Annotated in this window: 27 protein-coding genes; 16 read left to right on the top strand and 11 right to left on the bottom strand. The window is 56.6% G+C overall.

The features are described 5' to 3' along the window. The first annotated feature begins 6 nt into the window (after window positions 1-6). The 11 genes from ACTZWX_RS11330 to ACTZWX_RS11280 all read left to right on the top strand — a co-directional run bounded on the left by ACTZWX_RS11330 (window position 7) and on the right by ACTZWX_RS11280 (window position 9,785). Window positions 7-702: a VWA domain-containing protein gene (locus ACTZWX_RS11330; RefSeq protein WP_444714016.1), complete on the top strand. Its 696-nt coding sequence runs from the start codon at window positions 7-9 to the stop codon at window positions 700-702. A gap of 38 nt (window positions 703-740) precedes the next feature. After that, window positions 741-1,451 (top strand): DnaJ domain-containing protein, encoded by a 711-nt coding sequence (locus ACTZWX_RS11325; protein WP_444714015.1) that lies wholly within the window; start codon window positions 741-743, stop codon window positions 1,449-1,451. A gap of 171 nt (window positions 1,452-1,622) precedes the next feature. Continuing rightward, window positions 1,623-1,967, top strand: a complete 345-nt coding sequence (locus ACTZWX_RS11320) for a PBPRA1643 family SWIM/SEC-C metal-binding motif protein (RefSeq protein ID WP_058092218.1) — start codon at window positions 1,623-1,625, stop codon at window positions 1,965-1,967. A gap of 28 nt (window positions 1,968-1,995) precedes the next feature. After that, on the top strand, window positions 1,996-2,430 hold the full coding sequence (locus ACTZWX_RS11315) for a DUF3010 family protein (RefSeq protein ID WP_444714014.1): 435 nt from the start codon (window positions 1,996-1,998) through the stop codon (window positions 2,428-2,430). Beyond that, on the top strand, window positions 2,427-2,882 hold the full coding sequence (locus tag ACTZWX_RS11310) for a DUF4112 domain-containing protein (protein WP_444714013.1): 456 nt from the start codon (window positions 2,427-2,429) through the stop codon (window positions 2,880-2,882). The genes ACTZWX_RS11315 and ACTZWX_RS11310 overlap by 4 nt, the downstream gene beginning before the upstream one ends. 126 nt (window positions 2,883-3,008) lie before the next feature. Continuing rightward, complete coding sequence (locus tag ACTZWX_RS11305) at window positions 3,009-4,748, top strand: N-acyl-D-amino-acid deacylase family protein (protein ID WP_444714012.1); 1,740 nt, start codon at window positions 3,009-3,011, stop codon at window positions 4,746-4,748. 246 nt (window positions 4,749-4,994) lie between these two features. Next, on the top strand, window positions 4,995-5,909 hold the full coding sequence (gene folE2 / locus ACTZWX_RS11300; protein WP_444714011.1) for a GTP cyclohydrolase FolE2: 915 nt from the start codon (window positions 4,995-4,997) through the stop codon (window positions 5,907-5,909). Then, window positions 5,909-7,333 (top strand): cysteine--tRNA ligase, encoded by a 1,425-nt coding sequence (gene cysS / locus ACTZWX_RS11295; protein ID WP_444714010.1) that lies wholly within the window; start codon window positions 5,909-5,911, stop codon window positions 7,331-7,333. Before folE2 ends, cysS begins: the two co-directional genes overlap by 1 nt. After that, complete coding sequence (locus ACTZWX_RS11290) at window positions 7,330-8,727, top strand: dihydroorotase (protein ID WP_444714009.1); 1,398 nt, start codon at window positions 7,330-7,332, stop codon at window positions 8,725-8,727. The genes cysS and ACTZWX_RS11290 overlap by 4 nt, the downstream gene beginning before the upstream one ends. Next, window positions 8,724-9,239 carry a phosphoribosyl-AMP cyclohydrolase gene (hisI, locus tag ACTZWX_RS11285; protein WP_444714008.1) on the top strand — a complete coding sequence of 172 codons (516 nt, stop codon included), beginning with the start codon at window positions 8,724-8,726 and terminating at the stop codon, window positions 9,237-9,239. Before ACTZWX_RS11290 ends, hisI begins: the two co-directional genes overlap by 4 nt. Window positions 9,240-9,437: 198 nt before the next feature. Beyond that, window positions 9,438-9,785 (top strand): hypothetical protein, encoded by a 348-nt coding sequence (locus ACTZWX_RS11280; protein WP_444714007.1) that lies wholly within the window; start codon window positions 9,438-9,440, stop codon window positions 9,783-9,785. 35 nt (window positions 9,786-9,820) lie between these two features. On the opposite strand, the gene dksA is transcribed toward ACTZWX_RS11280, so the two are convergent. Continuing rightward, entirely contained in the window at window positions 9,821-10,228 is a 408-nt protein-coding gene (gene dksA, locus ACTZWX_RS11275; RefSeq protein WP_072676566.1) for an RNA polymerase-binding protein DksA, read from the bottom strand. Between the two features lie 6 nt (window positions 10,229-10,234). After that, the gene (zigA, locus tag ACTZWX_RS11270) at window positions 10,235-11,437 is read right to left on the bottom strand and encodes a zinc metallochaperone GTPase ZigA (protein ID WP_444714006.1); all 1,203 of its coding nucleotides are present in this window, start codon (window positions 11,435-11,437) and stop codon (window positions 10,235-10,237) included. A gap of 192 nt (window positions 11,438-11,629) precedes the next feature. On the opposite strand from zigA, the gene mtgA reads away from it, so the two are divergent. Next, window positions 11,630-12,325, top strand: a complete 696-nt coding sequence (mtgA, locus tag ACTZWX_RS11265) for a monofunctional biosynthetic peptidoglycan transglycosylase (RefSeq protein WP_444714005.1) — start codon at window positions 11,630-11,632, stop codon at window positions 12,323-12,325. A 319-nt stretch (window positions 12,326-12,644) separates the two neighbouring features. Here mtgA and ACTZWX_RS11260 read toward each other — a convergent pair whose 3' ends face one another. Further along, window positions 12,645-13,214 carry an NnrU family protein gene (locus ACTZWX_RS11260; protein WP_444714004.1) on the bottom strand — a complete coding sequence of 190 codons (570 nt, stop codon included), beginning with the start codon at window positions 13,212-13,214 and terminating at the stop codon, window positions 12,645-12,647. Between the two features lie 119 nt (window positions 13,215-13,333). Further along, window positions 13,334-13,792, bottom strand: coding sequence for a hotdog fold domain-containing protein (locus ACTZWX_RS11255; RefSeq protein ID WP_444714003.1), 459 nt, complete (start codon window positions 13,790-13,792; stop codon window positions 13,334-13,336). Window positions 13,793-13,891: 99 nt separating this feature from the next. Here ACTZWX_RS11255 and ACTZWX_RS11250 point away from each other — a divergent pair, with 99 nt between their 5' ends. Further along, window positions 13,892-14,284 (top strand): DUF2784 domain-containing protein, encoded by a 393-nt coding sequence (locus ACTZWX_RS11250; protein WP_444714002.1) that lies wholly within the window; start codon window positions 13,892-13,894, stop codon window positions 14,282-14,284. A gap of 8 nt (window positions 14,285-14,292) precedes the next feature. On the opposite strand, the gene thpR is transcribed toward ACTZWX_RS11250, so the two are convergent. The 3 genes from thpR to fabG all read right to left on the bottom strand — a co-directional run bounded on the left by thpR (window position 14,293) and on the right by fabG (window position 15,915). Next, on the bottom strand, window positions 14,293-14,829 hold the full coding sequence (thpR, locus tag ACTZWX_RS11245) for an RNA 2',3'-cyclic phosphodiesterase (RefSeq protein ID WP_444714001.1): 537 nt from the start codon (window positions 14,827-14,829) through the stop codon (window positions 14,293-14,295). Window positions 14,830-14,836: 7 nt separating this feature from the next. Next, a complete protein-coding gene (locus tag ACTZWX_RS11240) occupies window positions 14,837-15,049 on the bottom strand; it encodes a hypothetical protein (RefSeq protein ID WP_061333053.1) in 213 nt (70 codons plus the stop codon). Between the two features lie 107 nt (window positions 15,050-15,156). Beyond that, window positions 15,157-15,915: a 3-oxoacyl-ACP reductase FabG gene (gene fabG, locus ACTZWX_RS11235; protein ID WP_444714000.1), complete on the bottom strand. Its 759-nt coding sequence runs from the start codon at window positions 15,913-15,915 to the stop codon at window positions 15,157-15,159. A gap of 216 nt (window positions 15,916-16,131) precedes the next feature. Between fabG and ACTZWX_RS11230 the strand changes: the two genes are divergently transcribed. Continuing rightward, on the top strand, window positions 16,132-16,734 hold the full coding sequence (locus tag ACTZWX_RS11230; RefSeq protein ID WP_444713999.1) for a cysteine hydrolase family protein: 603 nt from the start codon (window positions 16,132-16,134) through the stop codon (window positions 16,732-16,734). A gap of 34 nt (window positions 16,735-16,768) precedes the next feature. Here ACTZWX_RS11230 and ACTZWX_RS11225 read toward each other — a convergent pair whose 3' ends face one another. Together ACTZWX_RS11225 and arfB are read right to left on the bottom strand one after the other, a co-directional pair. Then, entirely contained in the window at window positions 16,769-17,614 is an 846-nt protein-coding gene (locus ACTZWX_RS11225; protein ID WP_444713998.1) for a DUF72 domain-containing protein, read from the bottom strand. Between the two features lie 170 nt (window positions 17,615-17,784). Continuing rightward, entirely contained in the window at window positions 17,785-18,198 is a 414-nt protein-coding gene (arfB, locus tag ACTZWX_RS11220; protein WP_444713997.1) for an alternative ribosome rescue aminoacyl-tRNA hydrolase ArfB, read from the bottom strand. A gap of 63 nt (window positions 18,199-18,261) precedes the next feature. Between arfB and ACTZWX_RS11215 the strand changes: the two genes are divergently transcribed. Further along, on the top strand, window positions 18,262-18,939 hold the full coding sequence (locus ACTZWX_RS11215) for an NAD(P)H-binding protein (protein WP_444713996.1): 678 nt from the start codon (window positions 18,262-18,264) through the stop codon (window positions 18,937-18,939). On the opposite strand, the gene ACTZWX_RS11210 is transcribed toward ACTZWX_RS11215, so the two are convergent. Next, window positions 18,936-19,535, bottom strand: a complete 600-nt coding sequence (locus tag ACTZWX_RS11210; protein ID WP_444713995.1) for a sterol desaturase family protein — start codon at window positions 19,533-19,535, stop codon at window positions 18,936-18,938. The two genes, ACTZWX_RS11215 and ACTZWX_RS11210, sit on opposite strands and share 4 nt — an antisense overlap. 98 nt (window positions 19,536-19,633) lie before the next feature. On the opposite strand from ACTZWX_RS11210, the gene ACTZWX_RS11205 reads away from it, so the two are divergent. Next, complete coding sequence (locus tag ACTZWX_RS11205; protein WP_444713994.1) at window positions 19,634-21,364, top strand: BamA/TamA family outer membrane protein; 1,731 nt, start codon at window positions 19,634-19,636, stop codon at window positions 21,362-21,364. Between the two features lie 54 nt (window positions 21,365-21,418). On the opposite strand, the gene ACTZWX_RS11200 is transcribed toward ACTZWX_RS11205, so the two are convergent. Then, on the bottom strand, window positions 21,419-22,006 hold the full coding sequence (locus ACTZWX_RS11200) for a substrate-binding periplasmic protein (protein WP_444713993.1): 588 nt from the start codon (window positions 22,004-22,006) through the stop codon (window positions 21,419-21,421). Between the last annotated feature and the right edge of the window lie 12 nt (window positions 22,007-22,018).

Here is a 22,018-nt window from a genome sequence, read left to right as displayed (position 1 = left end):
ACGCTGATGACTGACAAAGAGCTACGTACCAAATCCGATAAACAGGCCATCGACCAGTTTATCCACCAGGTTCGCACGCTGCCCGCGAAGGGAGGTGGCCAGGGTCGCCTGATTTTCGCCCTGGATGCCACGGCCAGCCGCGAAGCAACCTGGGACCAGGCCTGCCACTTGCAAAGTGAACTGTTTATGGCCACCAAGGATTTGGGTGGCCTGGCCATTCAGCTGTGTTACTACCGCGGATTTGGTGAGTTCAAGGCGACCGGGTTTGTGAATGAAACTGGCCAGCTGCTGAACTTGATGAACGGCGTGTCTTGCCTGGGTGGCCGTACCCAGATCGGCCGGGTGCTGACCCATGCAGTGAAGGAAACTCGGGCCAAAGCGGTCAAAGCCGTGGTGTTTATCGGAGATTGTTGCGAGGAGTCTGTGGATGAGCTTTGCCACAGCGCAGGCGAGCTGGGCCTGTTGCGAACGCCGGTATTCATGTTCCATGAAGGGCACGACCCTCATGCCAAAGCCGTTTTCCAACAGGTCAGCAAGTTGTCTGGTGGCGCCTATGTGCCTTTCGACCGGAACAGCCCACAGGTGCTTAAGGATCTTATGGCGGCCGTTGCGGTCTATGCTTCCGGGGGAGTAAAAGCCCTGGAGGATTTTTCCAGCCGTAGCTCTCCGGAAGTGAAGCGCCTGACCCAGCAAATCCGATAGCGCTTACTGAATCCACTGACCAATCCCGGGGTATCTGAGTGCCACTAACGCTGTTGGTTATTGTTTTAACGGTTGTCGCGTGGGTCTGGCTGCGCAGCCAGCCGGCAAGTCAACGCAAACCGGCGGTTATCAAACTGGCGTTGATTGCCGGGATCGGGTTGGTGTTGGTGATGGCGGTTACCGGCCGACTGCACTTTCTTTTCGCGTTACTGGCCTTCCTTTATCCATTGTTGCGCCGGGTGTTGCCTTCATTGCTGGCCGGCAACCTGCCCGGCGGTGCCCAGGCGAAAACCGGAAATCAATCCCGGGTGAGTAGCGATATCCTGGAAATGAGTCTGGACCACGATTCCGGGTCCATGAGCGGCAAGGTTCTGAAAGGGCCGATGGCTGGGCGAGCGCTGTCGGATCTGAGCGAGAGCGAGTTTCTGGAGTTGTTAAGATTTTGCCGGGCTGAAGATGAAGACTCTGTCCGATTGCTGGAAACCTACCTGGACCGCCGGTTTGGCGACTCCTGGCGGGCGGATGATCAGGACGATACCGCTGGCGGTGAATCCGGTGAACCCTCCCGGGCGGGCGGCCCGCTTACCGAGGCCGAAGCGCTGGATATCCTTGGCCTGGAGCCCGGCGCCAGTGAGGAAGAGATTGTCCAGGCCCACCGCCGGATGATGCAGAAAATGCATCCGGACCGTGGAGGTAGTAACTATCTGGCGGCACGCATCAATGAGGCGAAAGAGCGGCTCTTGGGCTGATGTATTCACACAGCGTCCGCAGGGCTTCTTCACTGGATTTGCCGCTTTAACTGAGTGACTTCCGCTTCTGCCTATATATTCGGCGCCACAAGCGTGCTAAAACGTCTCCGCCCAGCGGCTGCAGGCGTTCTCCAGGCTTCCGGGCTCTCTTCCGTTCATCAGGATGTCAGCATGTCAGACAAGTTCTTTTATAAAGGCCGGCAAGATGCTCGCCAGCACCACACCGATTACGGCGGGTTCAAAACCAAGGCCAGTCAGAAAAGCGGCAGCAAGAAATTTCCGCTAACGCTGGTGGTAACCAGTGAGGCACGCAAGCAAGAGATCGAAGCCCAGGTGGCCGAGGCCGGGCTGCATGCCAACATCACGGTAGACGACCGCGAGGGAGCGGTTGAATCCATCGCCGAGCTGACGGTACTTCTGAACAAGGTTGCGACTGTCGTCACCACGAAAACGCCGTCTCGTAACGACCCGTGCAGTTGCGGTAGTGGTCTGAAGTTCAAAAAGTGCTGTGGCTGAAGGTCCGGCGAGCAAAGAGAGCAATATTATGATTATTTGTGGCGTTGAACTTACCGCGAGCGACGCAGTGCTGTGTTTGCTGAAACTGGATCGGGGGCTGATCAGCTTGCCGGAATGCAAAGTGCGCAGGCTATCGCTGGTTAAAAACCACACTCGCGAAGACCTGAAGCAGTTCCAGGCGGCGTTCGCGGAGCTGATGGCCGAGCATGGGGTTACCCGTGTTGCAATCAAGGAACGCATTCCCAAAGGCAAGTTTGCTGGCGGTGCCATCAGTTTCAAACTGGAGGCGACGATACAGCTGATTGCAGACCCGGATCTGGAAGTCAGATTGCTCCCTCCTGCGTTGATCAAATCTACGCTCGCCGCCAACCCACTGCCGATTCATTTTGAGGAGACCGGTTTGAAAGCCTTCCAGGAAACCGCCTTCACCACAGCCTATGTTGGATTGATGGCGAAACAGTGAAGCAACCCACTGAAGCCCAGCAACGGGCCACCTTGAAACGGCTGGATAGATTCAGCCGTTTGATGGACAGCAGCATTGGCGTTCCTTTTACCCGCTTCAAGTTTGGCGTGGAAGCCGTCATTGGCCTGATACCGGTGGTGGGAGACTTCGTAGGCTTGGTGTTGTCGAGTTATGTCCTGATCGAAGCGCATCGGGTTGGCGCAAGCAAAGCCGTAAAGCGACGCATGCGGCGCAATATGATGATTGATTTTTTGGGCGGTCTGTTACCCGTGGTTGGCGACGCCTTTGATGCCATCTACAAAGCCAATACCCGCAACACCGGATTGCTGCGAACGTACCTGGAACAGCAGTTGGCCGTTGAGCCAACGCCACCGCCATTCCCCTGGAAGACGCTGATAGGCTTGTCGATTCTGCTCGCGCTGTTTACCGGCGGGTTAACGTTGATACTCTGAGGCCTGTTTTGCGGCGATAATCGCCTGCTCTTGAGCTATCCTGAGTAGTCTCAGGCCAGACATAGAATTGCATTTGATTTTGCCAATGCCCTGACAATAACAAGATCAGTGAAAGGGAACACCGCTATGGCTCAGTATGACTTCATCATTGAAGGCGGCCGGTACTTTGACGGCACCGGCGCCCCGTCTTCCATCCGCAATCTGGCGATAAAGGATGGCCGTGTTGCCAGGGTCACTGGTGAAGCCATCGATCATGCTGAGGCTGACCGCGTGATTGATGCCTCTGGCAAGTGGGTGACGCCGGGATTCCTGGATACCCATACCCATTACGATGCCGAGCTGCTGGTCAGCCCCAGCCTGTCGGAATCGGTGCGCCATGGTGTGACCACGGTGCTGGTGGGCAGTTGTTCCCTGAGCATGATTTGTAGCGAATATGAGGACGCATCGGACATTTTTACCCGGGTGGAAACCGTGCCCCGGGAACGGGTGCTGCCGATCCTGAAGGAACATAAAACCTGGTCGACCCCCAAGCAATGGGTTGAGCATATCCAGCAAGTGCCACTGGGCCCCAACGTGATCAGTTTTCTGGGCCACAGCGACCTGCGAGTGGGGGTGATGGGGCTCAGCCGGGCTACCGACCTGGCGATTCAGCCCACCGAAGAAGAAATGCAAACAATGGAACGGTTACTCAAAGAGGCCCTGGATGAAGGCTTCCTGGGGCTGTCTACCATGTGCCTTAAATGGGACAAGGTAGACGGCGACCGGGAGTGGTCCAAGAGTTTGCCCAGCACCTACGCCAAATGGAAAGAGGTGGCGCGCCTGAATAAGCTGGTGCGCCAGTACAACCGGGTGCATCAGGGGGCGCCGAATGCCGCCACGCCGCTACAGATTCTGCAGTATGTGCGCGAATGCCTGGGTTGGTTGCGCCGGCCCCTGAAGACCACGTTGATCAGCCAGATGGATCTTAAAGGCAGTGCCTACCTCACCAACCTGACCCGCCTGACCTCTGTGTTTACCAATGCGTTGCGAGGGGATTTCCGCTGGCAGGTGTTGCCCACGCCGTTCACCGTGTATGCCGACGGCATCGATGTGGTGTTTTTTGAAGAGTTTGGCGCCGGGGAAATGGCACTGGACCTGAAAGACGCGGTTGAGCGCAACGAACTCCTGAAAGACGAAGCGTACCGGCGTAAGTTCCGTAAGTTCTATGGCGAAAAACTGAGCCCAAGGGTGTGGCAGCGAGACTTTGGTGACGCCATGATCATCGACTGCCCGGATCAATCCCTGATCGGCAAGAACTTCGAGGAAGTGGCCAAGGCCCGTGGTGTACACGTGGTCGATCTGTTCCTGGATCTGGTGGTGGAATTCGGTAAGAAGATCCGCTGGTACACCACCGTGGGTAACCACCGGAAACAGGTGCTCAAGCGCATCGTCAAAGACCCTCGCTCGCTGATTACCTTCAGCGACGCCGGCGCTCATATCCGCAATATGGCGTTCTACAACCTGCCGCTACGCATGTTGAAATTGGTGCACGAATCCATCGAGGAAGGCGACTCGATCATGACCATGGAGCAGGCGGTGCATCGCCTGACTGGCGACCAGGCCGACTGGTTTGGCATTGACGCCGGGAAAATCCGGGAGGGAGACAGGGCCGACGTGGTGGTGCTGGACCCGTCAGGATTTAACCAGAACCTGGAGCAGGTGCACTGGGGTGACATGGAAAATTTCGACCTTCAACGCCTGGTTAACCGCAACCCCGGAATCGTGAAAACCGTACTGATCAACGGCAAGCTGGCGGTGGATGACGAACAGCTGGCTCCCGCATTAGGGTGGGAGATGGGGTATGGAAGGTTTATCCCGGCCAGGTGAAATGCCCTCGCTATGGCGAGGTCTGGGTTCAATGTTGACAGAAGCAGGGCAGGTCAGGGATACGCTGGTACCTGACAACCTGCGGGTTCTCATAGCTAATGATATGTTATAACATATCATTTAAAGCGTCATCTTGGTGTGCTTGCGGCCGGCGCAACTTCGATATCCACAGTTGATCAAAAAGCTAATGAGCGGCCCCGAGCAATGCCGAGAGCGGGTGTACACCTAAATCGACACAGGCTTAGCATGAACAAAGAATTGCCAGATGTTGCCAGCAATGAAGCCCCGCAAATCCGTGCACCGTTGGAGTGGGTCGGGATGAGCCGGATTGATATACCCATCCATCTGTCCGAACCGGGTTGCCCGGGGCCAGTTCACGCTGTTGTGGATGCCCAGGTCAACTTGCCCGCAGTGACGGTTAAAGGCATTCACATGTCCCGTATCTACCGAATGCTTGATGAAATGTCGAGCCAGGAGGCAATAGCGCCCGGGCATTTACGAAAACTACTGGAACAAATGGTCGATAGCCACCACGACTGCTATACCGATGGCGCAAGAGTGGTTCTGGATTTCAGCCTGCTTGCCCGGCGGGCGGCACTGCGGTCACCGGAACTGGCGGGGTGGAAGGCCTATCCAGTGCAGCTTGAGGCAAAGTTGGACCAAAAGTCGTTCTCGTTAAGAGCGTCGGTTCAGGTGGAATATTCCTCCACCTGCCCCTGTTCCGCAGCCTTGTCCCGTCAGTTGGTGGCCGATCGTTTCAGGAAGAGTTTCCCTGAGAGTGCCGGGCTGATGAGCGAGGATGTGGCCGTCTGGCTGGAACAAAACGCCACGCTGGCCACACCCCACAGCCAGCGCAGCGAGGCACGTGTGAGTGTCGATGTTCCCGAATCTGCCGGTGATTTCGGCCTGATGAGGCTCATTGATCAGGTGGAGGCGGTTCTGGCAACACCTGTCCAGACCGCCGTTAAACGAGCGGATGAGCAAGCGTTTGCATGGCTTAATGGCCAGAACCTGATGTATGTGGAGGATGCAGCCCGGCGAATCCAGAGCGCGCTTACCAACGCTTATGACAATCTGCAGACCCAGGTCCGGCATCTGGAAAGTCTGCATTCCCATGATGCTGTGGCATCTGCCAGCGGAGATTTTCAGGGGGTTATCTGATGGGCTCTGACCGTATCCAGCTCTACAACACCCTTGCGGGCAGGAAAGAGCCACTGAGCACGGAGCTCCCAGGCCGGGTGACCATGTATGTATGTGGGCCAACGGTCTACAGCTTTGCCCACATTGGTAACGCGCGACCGGCGGTGATCTTTGATGTGCTGGCCAGACTGCTGCGCCAAGACTACGCCTGTGTACTCTATGCCCGCAATTTCACCGATGTGGATGACAAGATCAATGCCGCTGCAGCGGCAGAAGGCGTTGGCATTGACACCATCACGAATCGGTACATTCAGGCCTACCACGAGGACCTGGCAGCCCTCGGAGTTGAGTCTCCGGATCTGGAGCCCCGTGTCACTGAGCATATTCCGGAGATCGTAAAGCTGATTCAGGCGCTCATCGTGAGTGGTCATGCTTACGAAGCAGCTGGGCATGTACTGTTCCACGTGCCGTCCTATTCTGCCTATGGCGCTCTGTCCAAACGCAAAACGGAAGACATGCTCGCTGGTGCCCGTGTTGAAGTCGCGCCATATAAGCGTAGCCCGCTGGACTTCGTGCTCTGGAAACCGTCAACGGAAGATCAGCCCGGCTGGGCAAGCCCCTGGGGCCGTGGAAGACCAGGGTGGCATGTTGAATGTTCAGCCATGATTGGCAAGCATCTGGGCAAGACCATAGACATCCATGGCGGTGGGCAGGATTTGATCTTTCCCCATCATGAGAACGAAATCGCTCAGGGGACCTGTGCCAATGGAGCCCTTTATTGCCGTACCTGGGTTCACAACTCCTTTGTGACCGTGGACGGGCAAAAGATGTCCAAGTCCCAGGGGAATGTGATGCTGGTCCGGGACCTGCTCGCGGAGGCTTCCGGCGAGGCCATCCGGCTGGTACTGCTGTCTACCCATTACCGTAATCCCCTCGATTGGAATGACCGGCGCCTGAGCCAGTCGCGGGCAACATTGAACCGGTGGTACACAAGCCTTGCACGCACGGAAGGCGAGGCCCACGCAGACTGGTCAGAGACAGAGCCAGACGGCGAAGTGCTTGAGGCCCTGAGGGATGACCTCAACGTCTCCCGCGCGCTGAAACGTCTGCACGAGCTCTGTCATCTGCTGGAGCGGGCCGAAAGCGCCGAACATGCGCAAGAAGCGGCGCGGGCGTTTCGTTCCTCGGCCGGGCCGCTTGGTTTGCTCCAGAAACCTGCCCACCAGGCATTACGTGAGCTGCATGGGGAAAGCATCGAGTCCGCCGAAAACGAACGTTCATCCGAGCGCATTGAGGCCCTGGTGCGCCAGCGGCAGGAAGCCCGCCGTCAGGCCGACTTTGCCCGCGCGGATGCGCTGAGGGAAGAGCTGGAGCTGCTTGATATTGCCATCGAGGACACGCCTGACGGAACACGCTGGAAGCGAGCAGGGAGATCTATATTTTGAGCGCAATACCACAACATGCAGATCTTATGATCTGCGTCGGAACATTGATTACTCCGAATGGTGCGGAGAGAGCGGACATCGCCTGCCGGGGCGGCCGTATTGTGGCGCTCGGGGCACTGAAAGGGCGTTGGACCGCCGATACGACCATCGATGCGACCGGTTTACATGTGCTGCCTGGGGTGATCGACAGTCAGGTTCACTTTCGTGAGCCAGGTTTAACCCATAAGGAAGATCTTGAAGCTGGAACCCGGGGCGCAGTACTGGGTGGTGTGACGGGTGTCTTCGAGATGCCGAACACCAACCCCTTGACGCTCTGGCAAGCGGATCTCCAGGCCAAGCTGGATGCGGCCAAGGGCCGGGCCTGGTGCGACTATGCCTTTTATATTGGCGGTTCGGGAGTCAATGCGGAGCAGCTACAGACCTTGGAGAGTCTGCCAGGTTGTGCCGGCGTGAAAGTCTTCATGGGCAGCTCATTCGGTGACCTGCTGGCAGACGATAACACGGTACTGAAGCGTATTTTGCGCCATGGTCGCCGGCGAATGGCCGTACATGCCGAAGATGAGGCCCGGCTAAAAGAGCGTAAGTCGATTGTCGAGGCCAGCGGAGACGTTTGCCAGCACCCGGAATGGAGGGATGTGGACAGCGCACTCCTCGCCACGCAACGGATCGTGACCATGGCTGAAGACACAGGCCGCCGGCTCCATGTTTTACACGTCTCCACGGCCGAGGAAATGCAGTACCTGGCCCGCCACAAACGCTGCGTGACGGTGGAAGTAACGCCCCATCATCTGACCATGGCGGCCCCCGAGTGTTACCAGCGACTGGGGAGCCTCGCGCAAATGAACCCGCCGGTCCGGGAACAGCGACATCAGGACGCTTTGTGGGAGGCTATTCGCAAGGGCGTTGTGGATGTTATTGGCAGTGACCACGCGCCTCATACCCTGGCTGAGAAAGCAAAACCGTATCCGCAATCGCCCAGTGGCATGACCGGCGTACAGACACTTTTACCGGTGATGCTGGATCACGTCCATGCCGGGCGTCTCAGCCTGCAACGCCTGGTGGACCTGACCAGTGCCGGCCCGGCGCGCATCTTCGGGATTGAGGGTAAGGGGCGCATTGCCCTTGGCTACGACGCTGACCTGACGTTGGTTGACCTTGCCGCCCGGCGCACCATCACAAATGACTGGATTGCCAGTCGCAGTAGCTGGACTCCCTACGATGGCAAAGTCGTTACCGGTTGGCCTGTTCACACTATTGTGCGTGGACAGGTGGTCGTACGGGATGAAGCCTTGGTCGGCGCTCCCGAAGGCCAAGCCATCCGCTTTCTGGAAACGCCCGATAAAAAAACGTCACCGTTTGAATTGCCACAACCATTGAGAGTGAAAAATTCATGAAAGAAACGCCTGACCAGTCTCAGCCCGCCGGGCCGGATGCCGTTAGCTTTGCCCCCAGAAACTCCATTGAGCAGGTGGAGGAGCAGACAGAACTGGCCCCCAAATTCGATGATGATGGACTGATTACCTGTGTGACGACCGATGCCGACAGCGGCGAGGTCCTGATGCTGGGCTATATGAACGCCGAGGCGCTGGAGAAAACCATTGTTACCGGCGAGGCCCATTACTGGAGCCGCAGCCGGCAAGTACTCTGGCACAAGGGGGCAACCAGCGGGCTATTCCAGCAGGTTGTCGAGATGCGGATTGACGACGATCAGGACGCGGTGTGGCTGCGGGTCAACGTGGCCGGCTCCGGGGCTAGCTGTCATGTTGGTTACCGCTCATGCTTTTACCGGCAGGTGCCTGTGGGGGCTGACAGGGCAGATGGCGAGGCCTTGTTATTTGTTGAGCAGGACAAAACCTTTGACCCCGCTGATGTCTATGGCGGTGCGCCCAATCCGACCAAGCTTTGAAGTGAGAGGCTCCCATCTCGGCGTAAATGCTGGCAGGCCCGGGAGCCGAAGTGCCCCGCGGGACTTACGCTTGATCGTGCAGACAGCAAAGTCGGCATCCGTCTTCTATACTGATTGTTAAATGATCAATCCCTTGTCAGGAAATAGATAATCAGTCCAAACTTTCCAGATACATGATTGTCTTCCAAGGAGGCTGAGATGAGCTGCAATGTCCATAAGCATCACCCTCATGAGCATGGCCCAAACTGTGGTCATACGGCTATTGAACACGACGGCCACATCGATTATCTGCATGATGGCCACTTGCATCATCCGCACGAGAATCATGTTGATGAGCACAAGATTGAGGTGTCGGACACTAACCCAGATACTTGCACGCCAAACCACTCCTGCACAGGACACGCACCGGATCACGTTCATGGCCCGGGTTGTGGGCATGAGCCCGTGCCACACGGAGACCATGTTGACTATCTGGTGGATGGCCACCTGCATCACCCCCATGGCGATCATTGCGACGACCACGGGCCGGTGAAAGTCGCTGGCTGAGTTGCTTCCCCATCCGGACGTGGGGAAGGCAATGCTCAGTGCCGAAAGTTAAGCTCCTTTCGCTCGTTCAGGGTTTTCACCTCGGCACATAACTCCGCTGTGGGGCGTGCCAGTAGCCTGGGTATCCCGATGGGCTCGCCAGATTCCAGGCAGTACCCATAGTCACCGTTGGCAATCCGCTTCATCGCGGCATCTATTTTCGGTAGCAGGCGGCGCTCGCGGTCGACTATGCGTAGGGCCAGCCGGGATTCCTCCTCATATGAGGCCCGGTCTGCTTCATCGTTCATTTCCGGAGGGCTGGCCAGCTGTTGCTTTGCCGCTTCGATGTTGTCCATGGTTTCCTGGCGCAGGTCTTCGAGCAACTGTCGGAAGAACGCCAGCTGCGCCTCGTTCATGTACTCGTCGGCGGGCGCCTTTAACAACTCATCTTTTGTCAGTGTCATCTGATATTATTCCCAGGCCGGAAACGGATCGTTCAGCGTTTTCCAGAAAGACTTTCCGGCCAACAGCTGCTCTTCATCCAGCAGGCAATCGTCCAGTTGGCGGGTGATGCTGTCCTGGTCGAGATTCTGGCCGATAAACACCAGCTCCTGGCGCATATCGCCGAACGGCTCTACCCAGCTTTCCATAATTGCCTGGCGATACTCCGGGTCTTCGGGCCAGTTTTTTTCCGGTACTGCTTTCCAGAACATTCCGGCAAACCCATGCCGGGCAATGCCGCCCGCCTGGCTCCAGTTGCCGGCAAACTCCGGGCGGGTGGCGAGCCAGAAATAACCTTTTGAGCGAATCAGTTTTCCACTGGAGACGCCCTGGTGCAGGAAATCATAGAACTTTGCCGGGTGGAACGGGCGGCGGGCCCGGTAGACGAAACTGGAAATGCCGTATTCCTCGGTTTCCGGAATATGCTCACCGCGCATCTCTTTCAGCCAGCCGGGCGCCTGCTGGGCGTGTTCAAAGCTGAAGCGATTGGTATTAAGCACTTTATCCAGCGGCACGGCGCCTTGTTTGATGGGAAGGATCTCTGCCTCAGAATTTAGGCTGCGCAGTACGCTTGTCAGCCTGGCCAGATCGTCAGGGGAGACCAGATCGGTTTTGCTGATCAGCAGAATGTCGCTGAACTCCACCTGGTCTACCAGCAGGTCCGCCACGCTGCGTTCATCTTCTTCGCCAAGACTTTCTCCGGTTTCCTGTAACGATTGTGCCTCGTCATAGTCTTTCAGAAAATTTACCGCATCCACTACGGTAACCATGGTGTCGAGCCGGGCGATATCCGACAGGCTGACGCCGTCTTCGTCGGCGAAGGTGAAGGTTTCGGCCACGGGCAGTGGCTCTGAAATTCCTGTGGACTCGATTACCAGGCAGTCAAAGCGACCTTCTGCGGCCAGCTTGCGCACTTCGATTAAGAGGTCTTCACGCAGAGTGCAGCAAATGCAGCCATTACTCATCTCAACCAGCTTCTCTTCCGAGCGGTTCAGCGTGACTTCCTGTTGTACCTGGGCGGCGTCAATGTTGACTTCACTCATGTCGTTGACGATGACCGCCACTCTCTTGCCGTCGCGATTGTTCAGGATGTGGTTCAGTACCGTGGTTTTTCCGGCACCGAGAAAGCCCGATAGAACAGTAACCGGAAGTCGTTTTTCTTTGAGTGTCATTGGTCTTCTCCTGAAAGGGTCGGAGTTTCGGTTCTCATTAATTTATATGTTATAACATAACATTAACTACGTCGATATTCAGCGCTTCTCTCCCAGGCTTTCCAGATGGTAACCGCCAAAGCCTGTCGTGTCGGCTAACATGTACGGCCTGTTTGTTCGTATTCAGCCAATGGCGGTGGGTAGGTTCTGGTTATGGCCAAGAGGTCTTTTGTTCGCAAATCGCTGCGTCTGGTGGCGATGGCGCTCGGTGCCGTTATCGCACTGATGTTGCTGGCTATTCTGCTGTTCCGCTTTGTGAACCCTCCCACGTCAGCGTTTATGCTGGCGTATGAACTCGATAACCCACCCCGGCCGTTACGGCATGAGTGGGTGCCGCTGTCGGATATCTCTCCGTGGATGCCGCTGGCGGTGGTGGCCAGTGAAGATCAACGGTTCCCCCACCATCGTGGCGTGGATGTGGATGCTATCCGCAAGGCTGTGTCGGAGTACAAGGCGGGGGAAGGGCTGCGGGGCGCTAGTACGATCACCCAGCAAATCGCCAAGAACCTGTTTCTCTGGAACGGGCGTAGCTTTGCTCGCAAGGCCATTGAGGCGGCCCTGGCCGTGACCATCGACGACCTCTGGCCCAAGCAGAGAGTGCTTGAGGTGTATCTGAATATCGCGGAATTCGGCCAGGGCATCTACGGTGTGGAGGCCGCCAGTCGGGCCTACTTTGGCAAGCCGGCGCGTTATCTTTCTCAAGCTCAGGCCGCCAGGCTGGCCGCAGTTTTACCAAACCCGAAGGTGTTGAGTGTTAACTCTCCGTCAGCCTATGTGCAGGAGCGAGTCGACTGGATTCAACGGCAAATGACCCAGCTTTCTGGGCTGCGGTATCTTGAGGGGCTGTGATTGGTTGCTGGGCGGATGGAGGCCGAGGCATCCGCTATTTCTTCATAAACGTCAGAAAGGCTCCCGCTGCGGTTGCCGCTGCACCCCCAATCAGATACTACATGGTTTCATCCGTGAAGCGACCGGTCAGCGCTTCGGTAACCTGATTGCCAGCAGCCTGGCTGGACTAGTAGCCAAAGTAGAGCAGGACAACGCCTACCACGAGTAACACGACACCGATCAGTTTTGAGCTTCCCATGGCAGTTTCCTCGCTGTGATTCTATTGAATTGTTCGTAACGACGGAGTGTCGTCTCGAATGCGTGTAGGTGTCTTGTACCGCTATACCGGTGCGACGCCGAAGGCCCATTGATGCACCCAAAGCACCATCACAACGTACGCGACAAGACCACCGACCACAGCTATAGCGTCGTTTGCTTTGGTGGCAGGAAGGGTCGCGATAGGCCGCTGTGTTCTGCGTTTCATGGAGATTCGGTCTGCAACAGCCCAGGCAAGGAAAGAGCCGAACAGCAGAACATCATGCAGCATGCCGTTGGCCAGAAGGTGGGCCAGCGCCCAGAGTTTGACCGCAACGAGCATCGGCTGGCCGACCTTTGTCTTGATCCGGCCGGGAAAGTAAGTTGCGAAAAGTAGTGGGAAAACGGGGATCAGAAGCAACAGCGACAAGTGCCTTAGCCAGGTGGGCGGCACGTAAAGGACGCTAGGATCAAGACGCGCAGCGCCGTAACCCCATATGATCAGCAGCAGGCCGGCGAGAGAGGCGAGGGAGTAGAGCCCCTTGAATGCTGCCTCCCCCAGAGACGCATGCAGTCGGTCCCGCAGGGGCTCGTTCGCGATGGACAAGGAATGAACGCCCAGAAACAGGACCAGTCCCAGTATCAACATTGTCATAGGTTTCCTCTCCCTAGCCTTGTGAACCCGTCATCTGCTTCCCCTGAAATTCCGCAATGCCAATGGCTCGGGTAGTATAGTCACAATTTTCAAAGAACGGATTTGTGACGGCCAGGCCGTTAACGGGTATGTTTGATGTTCATATCGATAAGAGCGTGAAAAACCTCCTGGCCTGAGGTATCTGTGACAGAGACTGGCACTTGTACGGTACCTTCCTTCGACCATTCAATACCTGATCCATCGGCGGTCGCCTTGAGGTCGGTCTTGGCTTTCTTGAGGTATTTGACGGTCATGCCAGAAGGAATCCAGCGAGCCCCCTTGGGAATCGAGGCATCTGTCAGCAACCCGCCCGCCAGTTCTGCCATGTTGCACATGGCAATCGCATGAACGGTTTTCAGGTGGTTGGTGACCTTTCTACGTTTTTTCATGGTGACCACGCAATGGCCCGGGGCAAGGGTCTCCACCGTTGGTGAGATGCTGGAGAAGTATGGTGCTGTCTGGCAGACCGCACGGCTGAACAGGGTTTTGCCCATGGGCAGTCGGCTAAGCCGGTTATACAAATTGACGACATCCATCATGGATTCATCCTCGGATGATGGTTTGCAGAAGGGTATTCTAGAGTCCTGTTGTTCTGACAACCTAGACTTATGAGGCCATTCACTGAAACCGGGGCGCCTATGGATGCCAATTGGTTCCAGATCTTCGCAGACTTGTTACTGCTCTTCCATATCTTGCTGGTGGCGTTCGTCATCTTTGGCCTGGTGGCTACCCTCGTGGGTTACTTTCGCCAGTGGAGTTGGGTTCGAAACCTCTGGTTCCGGCTGAGCCACCTTGTGGTCATTGGCATTGTCGTCCTTCAGGCCTGGCTTGGCGTGTTGTGCCCACTGACGATCTGGGAAATGGAATTGCGGGCGAAGGCCGGGCAGGGTGGTTATGAGGGTTCGTTCGTTCAGCACTGGCTGGAAACAATTCTGTACTACAACGCGCCGGACTGGGTTTTTATTCTGGTCTATACCCTGTTTGGGGCGTTGGTGCTGGCCAGTTGGTTTTTGGTCAGGCCCCGGCGCTGATAACAGTATCAGGGGTGCAAGGTAAACCGCTCAGTAACGGTATAAACGGACCCTCCTGGCCCCGGTGTGCTCTTATAAAGTACGAAGTGTTGAACCGGCATCAATCCAAACAGGGTGTCTTGGTAGCTTTCAAGCAGCGGAGCCACCGGCCCGGCCGAATGTCGAAAACGGCTTAGCGTGATATGCGGTTTGAAGCTCGGGTTTTCGAGTATGAACCCGTTGTCGGTCAACGCGGTTGCCAGATTTTTTTGGAGCTCTCTGAGTTCATTCTCCGGAGATACGCCAGCCCAGAGGATCTTGGGTTTTTCCGGAGAACCGAAACACCCCAGCCCATGCACATTAAGCTCAAAAGGCGATTGGGTAATTCCCCTGGCCAGGTCGCAGGCCAGGGCCACCTGCTGCTCTTCTACCTGGCCGAGGAATGCCAAGGTCAGGTGCAGTTGTCCACGGTTTTGCCAGCGAGCCCCCACCACCGGTGTTTTTACTTGCAGGAGGCTCGCCTTGATGGGCTCGGGAATCTCCAGCCCGAAAAACAGCCTTGGCATACAACCCTCAGTAACAGGAGTTGGGGGAAGTGTCCGGATTAATCTCGCCGGCCACTTCCTCCGGGTCAATGCCATGGCTGACCAGAACCTCACGCACGAAGTTCACCTGAGCCAGAATGCGGTCGGCATCGTCGCCGTATTCATAGCGGTTGATCTCCACTGGCTGGGGCATGAAGGTGAAGGCGGTTTTTAATGCCGTTAGGGTGTCTTCGTCAGTCATCAGCATCCTCCAGAATGAGGCGGCTTCGTTTGGAGCCACATTGTTTCATCGCGTTTATAACCAACTACGTCAACGGACGTCAGTTTCCTGTTGTTGGCTGCAGAACGTCAACCCGGAATCGCATCCGGAGATTCCGGCAGTACCTGTCCACCATCAACAATGATTTGCTGCCCGGTGATGTAGCGGGCCTCCTCGGAGGCCAGGAAGCAGGCTGCGTGGCCGATGTCGTCCGGGGTTCCCAGTGTATGGGTGGGAATGGCTGCCCGCATCTGGTTGAGGTATTCCTCTCCCTGCGCCTGAAGGCCTTCTGTCAGCACGTTACCGGGCATCACCGCGTTGATGGTGATGCCGCTATTGGCCATTTCCAGGGCAGCGCTGCGCATGAACCCCAGTTGGCCTGCTTTGCTGGCGCCGTAATGGCTCCACCCCGGGAAGCCGGTGACCGGGCCGGTGATGGATGACGTCAGCACGATGCGACCGTAACTCTGCCTCTTCATGGCCGCCATGGCGGCTTGCACGATGAAAAAGGTGCCTTTCAGGTTCACGTTGTGTACCTGATCCCACTGGGCCTCGGTCATCTCATCCAGGTTGGCCTGGGGGAAGATGCCGGCGTTTGAGCACAGTATGTCCAACTGCCCGAACTGCCTTTCGATCTCGGCAACGGCGGCCTGGCAGTCGCTCTGTTGGGTAACGTCCAGTTTGATGAACAGCCCACCAAGTTCCTTGGCTACTTTCTGGCCGGCCGCTTCATCAATGCCGCCAATCACGATCTTGGCGCCGGCTTTGTGCAGCACTCCGGCAATGCCTTTGCCAATGCCATGCTCACCACCGGTTACTAGCGCGACACGATTTTCCAGGCTGAACATATCCTCTCCTTGTTTCTCAGTGGGTAGATCGCTTGATTAGATCATAGTGGTTATTCCGTGCAAGCCTGAGATCATTCGCTGTTTGGCGCAGTTGGGTTCCACTGTGTCGGAAGCCTTGATCCAAAGTCGTTAGGAATTCGTGATTTCGTACCATGTACGGTGGTGTGGCGGATTTGGGAGAGTGATCGCTTAACAATAATGAATATGGAGATTTGTATGACGACTGCATCAACAACACTGCGTGTGCTCCTTGGGTTAGGCCAGACACCGGGCCGGCTGTCTGAATCTGCCCTGATCATGATCGATTGCCAGAATACGTATCGTGAAGGGATTATGAAGCTGGAAGGTGTTGAAGAAGCTCTGGTTGAAGCTCGAAAACTTCTGGAGCGAGCCAGGGCGCTGGGTATACCCGTTATCCATATTCGCCATGATGCGGGCCCGGGGTCGCCCTACGATGTGAACGACCACATTGGCGCGATTGCTGATGTCGTAGCGCCAGTGGAAGGGGAGTCGATGATTACCAAGAACTATCCAAACTCGTTCGTTAATACGGACCTTGACGAGCAGTTGAAAGCGAAGGGTGTGACCAATCTGGTGTTGGCAGGTTTTATGACGCACATGTGTGTTAATTCGACCGCTCATGGCGCTTTCAACCTTGGTTACTCCACTACGCTAGTGGCCAGTGCCACTGCCAGCAGGCCTTTGCTGGCGGATCGGGGAAGAGTGATTTCAGCGCAGGCGGTACATGACGGCGCGTTAGCGTCAACGCGGGACCTCTATGCGGCGGTTGCTGATACCGTGGACGAACTCCTGGACTGAGGGACTGTCATCGCGATAGGTATACAGCAACGCGTCAGAACAGTCCGATTTGCGGCGTTGAAACGTTCACTTGTAGAGGTTCCAGATCCGGTAGCTTTTCCTGCAGAAGCTCCGTCCAGAGCGAGGCCAGTGCCACTGCATGGCCGTTGTCGGGCATGTGCATGAAGATATAGGGCTGAATGCCAGCCGTTACCCAGGCCGCCACCCGCTGTACCCAGGGTGTAAGAAATGCCCGGTTGGCCTCCAGGTCTGGGTGCCCTATGTATCGAATCACCGGCGGTGCGTCGCTGGGGAGGATGTGCACCGGAACCCGGGGCTTCTTGCGCTGGGCATCGACGGTTGATTCACAGTCCGGTGTTGCCGAGAACAGCGCCCGGCTATCCAGTACAACCCGGGCGAGCTTGCGAGCCCGCAAGCCCTGATTCAGGGCCCGCTCCTGCTCACCCTTGGCGAAGAATGCCGGGTGCCGGACTTCTACTGTCCAGTCCAGAAACCCCGGTGCGGTATCCAGAAAGCGCCAGAGTTGATCCAGCCGCTCCGGGCCGAAGCCTGCTGGCAGTTGCAGAAACATGGGGCCGAGCACATCATTAAGCGGCTCAATCAGCGACAGAAAGGCGTCCAGTTCATCGCCGGCGCCGTTCAGGAAACGTTCGTGGGTGATGGCTTTGGGCAGCTTGAACAGGAATCTAAAGTTGTCCGGAACCTGCTGCCGCCATAGTTGGCACTGATCCTGGCTGGGGCTGGCGTAAAAGGTGGTGTTGCCCTCAACGGTGTTGAATGCCCGGGCATATCGCGCCAGGGACGAGCCGCCAGGTGGCAGTTGGCTGTTCCAGTTCGGGTCTTGCCACTGAGGACAGCCGAGAAAGTAGGGCAATGCCATCGGTCTTCCGTTGCTGTGCTGTGGATAAATTGATCACTGGAGGCGTGTGGAAGAACGGGTTGATCAAATAACCTTCGCATTCCACCAGCCCTTGTGGTTAAAGGGTTTGCACCGCCTATCCTTTCGTTCCTAACAAAGTTATCCACAGATGTTGTGGGTAAAAAACGCCATCAAAGCTGAACTTTTCCCCTGAGCGCCTTGGTTTTGCCCTTTTTCGTTTTGCTGTCCACTCGCCGCCGTTGTGACCCCTTCGTGGGCTTGGTTGGGCGCCGGGCTTTCTGCGGTTTCACCGCCTCCTGAATCAGCTCTTTCAGTCGCTCCAGAGCATCCTCCTTGTTCAGTTCAAGAGTTCGAAAAGACTGGGCTTTGATCACGATGATGCCATCTTTACTGATGCGCTGATCTGATAACGCCATCAGCCGTTCCTTGTAGAACGGTGGCAGGCTGGAGTTAAGGATGTCGAACCGCAGGTGAACGGCAGAGGCGACTTTGTTGACGTTCTGCCCGCCGGCGCCTTGCGCGCGTATCTGGGTGATTTCAATTTCCCAGTCCGCCAGTTCAACGGCGTTGGAGATTTTCAGCATGGGTTTCCATTTGTTAGAACATAGTGGATTCTGGTGAGCCTAATCAATTTTCAGGAGTGTGTCATGATTGTTCTGGTACTGGGAGCCACCGGCCTGACAGGCCGCCTGGTGGTCGAGCAGCTGTTAACGCGATCTGAAGTAACGTCCGTCGTGGTGCCAGTGCGCCACTCACTGGGCCTGACGAGCCCAAAGCTGGCGGAGCACCTGGTCGACTTTGACGCGCTGGCATCCCACTCGAAAATCTTTGAAGTGGACGTTCTGGTTTGTTGCCTTGGGACGACCATCAAGAAAGCCGGGTCCCAGGAAGCGTTCCGTAAGGTGGACTACGAGTATGCGTTGAAGGGTGCCCGGCTGGCCCGGCAGGCCGGTGCGAGCACAATGATTCTGATGTCGGCGATCGGTGCCTCGTCTCGCTCGACGGTTTTCTACAGTCGTGTAAAAGGTGAATTGGAGGATGCGGTCCGTGAGCTGGGGTTCGATTACCTGTCTATTTACCACCCGAGCCTGTTGCTGGGCGACAGGAAGGAACATCGTACCGGTGAAGCGTTGGGGATGGCTGTAATGCCGCTGGCGAACCGCGCATTGATTGGCCCCCTGCAAAAGTATCGGGCCGTTCAGGCGGAGGTCGTTGCGGCGGCGATGGTGAATGAACTGATCGAGTCAGCCGGGGCCGAAAGCTCCCGACCCACAATTAAGGTTCGGGAGTACGACGATATACAGAGATTGGCTAAAAACAGTTAAGCAAGCCGCCCTTGATTGAACCTTTCAAAGCTTTTTGGAAAGAGCTTGCGGCAGGCCTGATTCAAAGGCTTTTCAACGACCTTGGGTAAGCGAATGCCCAGTGGGTTAGACTCGGCCATTGCCTCGTTGGCAATTACCCGGGTGCCCATGATGTAGTCGAACCAGGGGCGTGTTACGCACCAGTTAGCATCCTGGTTGGTGTTCATGTGGTGGTCGTAGTGCCAGGGAATCGCTTTTTTCCCCCACTCCGGTTCCAGGTGTGAGCGCCGGTGCACGTAAAAATAGCGAGCAGCAGCATAGTAGGTACCCAGGGTGAAAAACGGCGCCACCGGCATGGCCAGGGAGGTAATGGCCGTGAGCTTGAGCAGGGAGGTGATCTCATCCCGGGTGCGCCAGTTGCTCAGGCCCTCCGCGTAACCATCATCCTGGTAATCGGTGGTGCGCACGATTTTGTGGTGCTGCCAGTGGCTCTTCATGGACTTGGGGATGGGGCTGTAGCGAGGCTGTCCGGGCCTGGGCGTGCCATGCAAGATGTATTTGTGGGCATACCATTCGAAGCCGTTTGCAAAGATCAGGGCGATAGGAAAACCAATCATGGTCTGTCCTCTTTTTGTGATTGTTGCTCTATCCTGTCATAGCTTCGGATGAATCCTTTTATTAATTTGCGCCAGGTTGGCGGTTTCATTGGCGGGATATGACAGTACGGGCAGTTAGCAAAGCAGTGATCATGTGCCGGAAGGGGCTGTTGGTAGCCGGCCTGATGCTGGCCGGTCTTGCATTCGGGGCCGAGTCGCCAGACGAGGCGTGTACTGTCAGTGACATCCAGCCGGAAATGATTGATCTGGACAAACCGCGGGATCAGCTGGCGCGCCAGAGCAATCTCGTGATTCCCCCGGGTGCAAAAATTGGCAGCATTCGAATCATTCAGCGCCCCATTTTCGATACCAGCGACCCAAAGCAGGATAACTTCCTTTACCACGCCCTCAATACACTCAACACACCGACCTGGGAGTCGGCCCTTCGTTCCCAGTTGGTGTTTGTGGAGGGCGACATCTACAGCCCCGGGTTGCTGGAAGAGTCTGAGCGGGTCTTGCGGCAGCGGGAATATCTTACAGCGGCCTGGGTGGGGGTTACCCGCCTTTGTGGGGATGAGGTAGAGGTGAGTGTTCTGGCCAGGGATACCTGGACGCTGCTTCCGACCTTGGGTATTACAAGGTCCGGTGGTGACAATACCACCAATGCCGGTATCTCCGACCCTAACTTTCTGGGCTCGGGCAAGAGCCTGGGGATTTCCTACACCAAAGATCCGGATCGCTCCGAGACCAGCGTGTTTGTGGACGATCCCAATGTCATCGGCTCTCATTGGCAGGCAGGCTTTTCCTACGATGACCGCAGTGACGGGCGGGGGCGGAGCGCCTATCTGGAACGGCCATTCTTCAGCGATCGCACCAACTGGCGTTTTGGAGTGGCTGGAGTGGATGATGTGCGCGAGGAATCCCGTTATGTGGGGGCGCAAGCCATCGCCGATTATCGCCGCAGCCGTGAGTATTTCAGTATTGACGGCGGCTGGCGCCTGGCCGAGCGAAACGAACGGCAACTTCGCCTGCTGGCGGGTTATCGCTACGAGGCGTTCGGGTTTCAGCCGTTACCCAACCAGCCGGCTCTGGATGTGTTGCCGGATGATCGAACCCTGAGCTACCCGTGGATTGGTTTTGATTACCGCCAGAACCGCTTTCGCGAGATGACCAACCTGACCCGATTGCAACGGGTGGAGGACGTTCGGGATGGCTTTGTATGGCGCACGGAGCTGGGCTATTCAGGCTCAGGGTTGGGGGCGACGGAAGACCGGGTTGTCCTGAACATGAGTTTTCAGGATTCGCTGGTGGCTACGGAAACCAACTACGCCAGCTATGGCCTGAGTCAGAGCGGCACCTACCGGCTCGATCAGAACCGTGTGGAGAATCTTCTGGGCACGCTCAGCCTGGAATACTTTCACGGTGGCTCTGTTCGTTGGACCGGTTGGTACACCAGCCTTGCGTTCACCGCTGCCCGCAACCTGACCGCCGACCAACAACTGTTGATTGGAGGAGAAAACGGGCTGCGGGGCTATCCCAGTGAGTACCAGCAGGGCGATCGCAGGGCTTTATGGACTGTTGAGCGCCGGTACTTCCCCGACTGGCATCCTTTCAAGTTGTTTCGGATGGGCGGGGTCGTGTTCCTTGATGCCGGCCGCGCCTGGTTTTCTGACGGTCAGAGTAACGGGCCGGACGGTGGTGTGTTGAGGGATATAGGGGTTGGCTTGAGGCTGGCATCCAGCAGAGTTGAAGTACAGAGAATGCTGCACTTCGACCTGGCGTTTCCGCTGGATGGGGATGACAGCATCGATGACTTGCAGGTGTTGCTGCGGGGGCGGAGCCGGTTCTGATTCTGGTTGACGGTGGCTCTCCCGGTGGCAGACGGGCCACCGGGAGAGGAAGAATCAAAAACCGTAAGCGCGGGAGATCGTCTTGATCTCACCGGAGTTGACCAGTGCCTGGAAGCTCTGGTTCAGGGCTTTGAGGATGTCTGGGTCTGTGTTCTTGTTCACGGCCAGGTACATCGGGGTTTCCCGGAACACCAGAACCTGCTCCAGATCCGTCACATCTGAGGCATCGGCGGCAAGGTAGGGGCCAGCCAGGCCATCGGCTACCCACAGGTCAATCTGGTCCTGCTCAAGGCGCCGGGCATTCAGGCCGTTGGTGCTGATGGCGGACACATTAAAGCCTTTCTCTTCAAGATACGTGGTCATTACATCGCCGCGATAACCGCCAATGCGATAGTTCTTGGCTTCTTCCAGTTTGCTCAGTCGAATAGTGCTGCCGGCTTTCGCGAAGAGTGTCCATTGGATACTGGCTAATGGCCCTACCCAGTCAAACGCAGGCTCCCGCTCATCGGTCTTGGAAACGCAGTAGATGCCGTGATTGTGATGCTGCTCGCTTCGGTTAAGTCCGTAGCTCAGGTCCCGCAGCCTGAGGTCAGCATGAGGGCAACAATTAGCCCGATTTTCCCTTTCATGAACACGCTCCATCTTATGGGGGAG

Source organism: Marinobacter sp. NSM (genome assembly GCF_052380025.1).
Taxonomy (GTDB): Bacteria; Pseudomonadota; Gammaproteobacteria; order Pseudomonadales; family Oleiphilaceae; genus Marinobacter.
Note: the sequence above shows the minus strand (reverse complement) of the source record. Positions and strands in the feature narration are given on the sequence as shown.

What these genes read in the sequence shown, in the direction of transcription:
- ACTZWX_RS11330 (WP_444714016.1), top strand. Translation starts at nt 7, where the DNA reads ATGACTGACAAAGAGCTACGTACCAAATCCGATAAACAGGCCATCGAC.
- ACTZWX_RS11320 (WP_058092218.1), top strand. Translation starts at nt 1,623, where the DNA reads ATGTCAGACAAGTTCTTTTATAAAGGCCGGCAAGATGCTCGCCAGCAC.
- ACTZWX_RS11315 (WP_444714014.1), top strand. Translation starts at nt 1,996, where the DNA reads ATGATTATTTGTGGCGTTGAACTTACCGCGAGCGACGCAGTGCTGTGT.
- ACTZWX_RS11305 (WP_444714012.1), top strand. Translation starts at nt 3,009, where the DNA reads ATGGCTCAGTATGACTTCATCATTGAAGGCGGCCGGTACTTTGACGGC.
- folE2 (WP_444714011.1), top strand. Translation starts at nt 4,995, where the DNA reads ATGAACAAAGAATTGCCAGATGTTGCCAGCAATGAAGCCCCGCAAATC.
- cysS (WP_444714010.1), top strand. Translation starts at nt 5,909, where the DNA reads ATGGGCTCTGACCGTATCCAGCTCTACAACACCCTTGCGGGCAGGAAA.
- hisI (WP_444714008.1), top strand. Translation starts at nt 8,724, where the DNA reads ATGAAAGAAACGCCTGACCAGTCTCAGCCCGCCGGGCCGGATGCCGTT.
- ACTZWX_RS11280 (WP_444714007.1), top strand. Translation starts at nt 9,438, where the DNA reads ATGAGCTGCAATGTCCATAAGCATCACCCTCATGAGCATGGCCCAAAC.
- dksA (WP_072676566.1), bottom strand. Translation starts at nt 10,228, where the DNA reads ATGACACTGACAAAAGATGAGTTGTTAAAGGCGCCCGCCGACGAGTAC.
- zigA (WP_444714006.1), bottom strand. Translation starts at nt 11,437, where the DNA reads ATGACACTCAAAGAAAAACGACTTCCGGTTACTGTTCTATCGGGCTTT.
- mtgA (WP_444714005.1), top strand. Translation starts at nt 11,630, where the DNA reads ATGGCCAAGAGGTCTTTTGTTCGCAAATCGCTGCGTCTGGTGGCGATG.
- ACTZWX_RS11260 (WP_444714004.1), bottom strand. Translation starts at nt 13,214, where the DNA reads ATGACAATGTTGATACTGGGACTGGTCCTGTTTCTGGGCGTTCATTCC.
- ACTZWX_RS11255 (WP_444714003.1), bottom strand. Translation starts at nt 13,792, where the DNA reads ATGATGGATGTCGTCAATTTGTATAACCGGCTTAGCCGACTGCCCATG.
- ACTZWX_RS11250 (WP_444714002.1), top strand. Translation starts at nt 13,892, where the DNA reads ATGGATGCCAATTGGTTCCAGATCTTCGCAGACTTGTTACTGCTCTTC.
- thpR (WP_444714001.1), bottom strand. Translation starts at nt 14,829, where the DNA reads ATGCCAAGGCTGTTTTTCGGGCTGGAGATTCCCGAGCCCATCAAGGCG.
- ACTZWX_RS11240 (WP_061333053.1), bottom strand. Translation starts at nt 15,049, where the DNA reads ATGACTGACGAAGACACCCTAACGGCATTAAAAACCGCCTTCACCTTC.
- fabG (WP_444714000.1), bottom strand. Translation starts at nt 15,915, where the DNA reads ATGTTCAGCCTGGAAAATCGTGTCGCGCTAGTAACCGGTGGTGAGCAT.
- ACTZWX_RS11230 (WP_444713999.1), top strand. Translation starts at nt 16,132, where the DNA reads ATGACGACTGCATCAACAACACTGCGTGTGCTCCTTGGGTTAGGCCAG.
- ACTZWX_RS11225 (WP_444713998.1), bottom strand. Translation starts at nt 17,614, where the DNA reads ATGGCATTGCCCTACTTTCTCGGCTGTCCTCAGTGGCAAGACCCGAAC.
- arfB (WP_444713997.1), bottom strand. Translation starts at nt 18,198, where the DNA reads ATGCTGAAAATCTCCAACGCCGTTGAACTGGCGGACTGGGAAATTGAA.
- ACTZWX_RS11215 (WP_444713996.1), top strand. Translation starts at nt 18,262, where the DNA reads ATGATTGTTCTGGTACTGGGAGCCACCGGCCTGACAGGCCGCCTGGTG.
- ACTZWX_RS11210 (WP_444713995.1), bottom strand. Translation starts at nt 19,535, where the DNA reads ATGATTGGTTTTCCTATCGCCCTGATCTTTGCAAACGGCTTCGAATGG.
- ACTZWX_RS11205 (WP_444713994.1), top strand. Translation starts at nt 19,634, where the DNA reads ATGACAGTACGGGCAGTTAGCAAAGCAGTGATCATGTGCCGGAAGGGG.
- ACTZWX_RS11200 (WP_444713993.1), bottom strand. Translation starts at nt 22,006, where the DNA reads ATGGAGCGTGTTCATGAAAGGGAAAATCGGGCTAATTGTTGCCCTCAT.